The sequence below is a fragment of the Gilliamella sp. Lep-s35 genome (assembly GCF_009795845.1).
Taxonomy (GTDB): Bacteria; Pseudomonadota; Gammaproteobacteria; order Enterobacterales; family Orbaceae; genus Gilliamella.
Genome location: NZ_WTEX01000079.1, coordinates 1 through 452, shown reverse-complemented (window position 1 = coordinate 452; position 452 = coordinate 1). Strand labels below are relative to the sequence as shown.

2 tRNA genes and 1 rRNA gene are annotated in these 452 nt (G+C 45.1%); all 3 read right to left on the bottom strand.

Annotated elements, in window-relative coordinates:
• Positions 1 to 109: 109 nt before the first annotated feature.
• A tRNA-Ala gene (locus tag GQ590_RS12105) sits at positions 110 to 185 on the bottom strand.
• Positions 186 to 237: 52 nt separating this feature from the next.
• Positions 238 to 314, bottom strand: a tRNA-Ile gene (locus GQ590_RS12100).
• A 58-nt stretch (positions 315 to 372) separates the two neighbouring features.
• Positions 373 to 452 (bottom strand): 16S ribosomal RNA (locus tag GQ590_RS12095); the annotation flags it as partial.

Sequence of the window (452 nt, the reverse complement as noted above, 5' to 3'; positions counted from 1 at the left end):
CGTTTCTTTCAGCTTGTTCCTAATTGTTAAAGAGCTTTATCTTTCTATTCACTCATTACAACTAATAAGTAAATACAAACATAATTTAATTCAAAAGAGACTTCTTTAATGGTGGAGCTAAGCGGGATCGAACCGCTGGCCTCCTGCGTGCAAGGCAGGCGCTCTCCCAGCTGAGCTATAGCCCCATTGTGTTCACTTCTTCAACGACTCAAACTCATAAGCTCAATTCAGTTGAATTGGTGGGTCTGAGTGGACTTGAACCACCGACCTCACCCTTATCAGGGGTGCGCTCTAACCACCTGAGCTACAGACCCAATAAAGTGACTCTTTCTTCTAAACAAACAATCTGTGTGAACACTTACGAGCTCTTCGTAAGGAGGTGATCCAACCGCAGGTTCCCCTACGGTTACCTTGTTACGACTTCACCCCAGTCATGAACCACACCGTGGTAA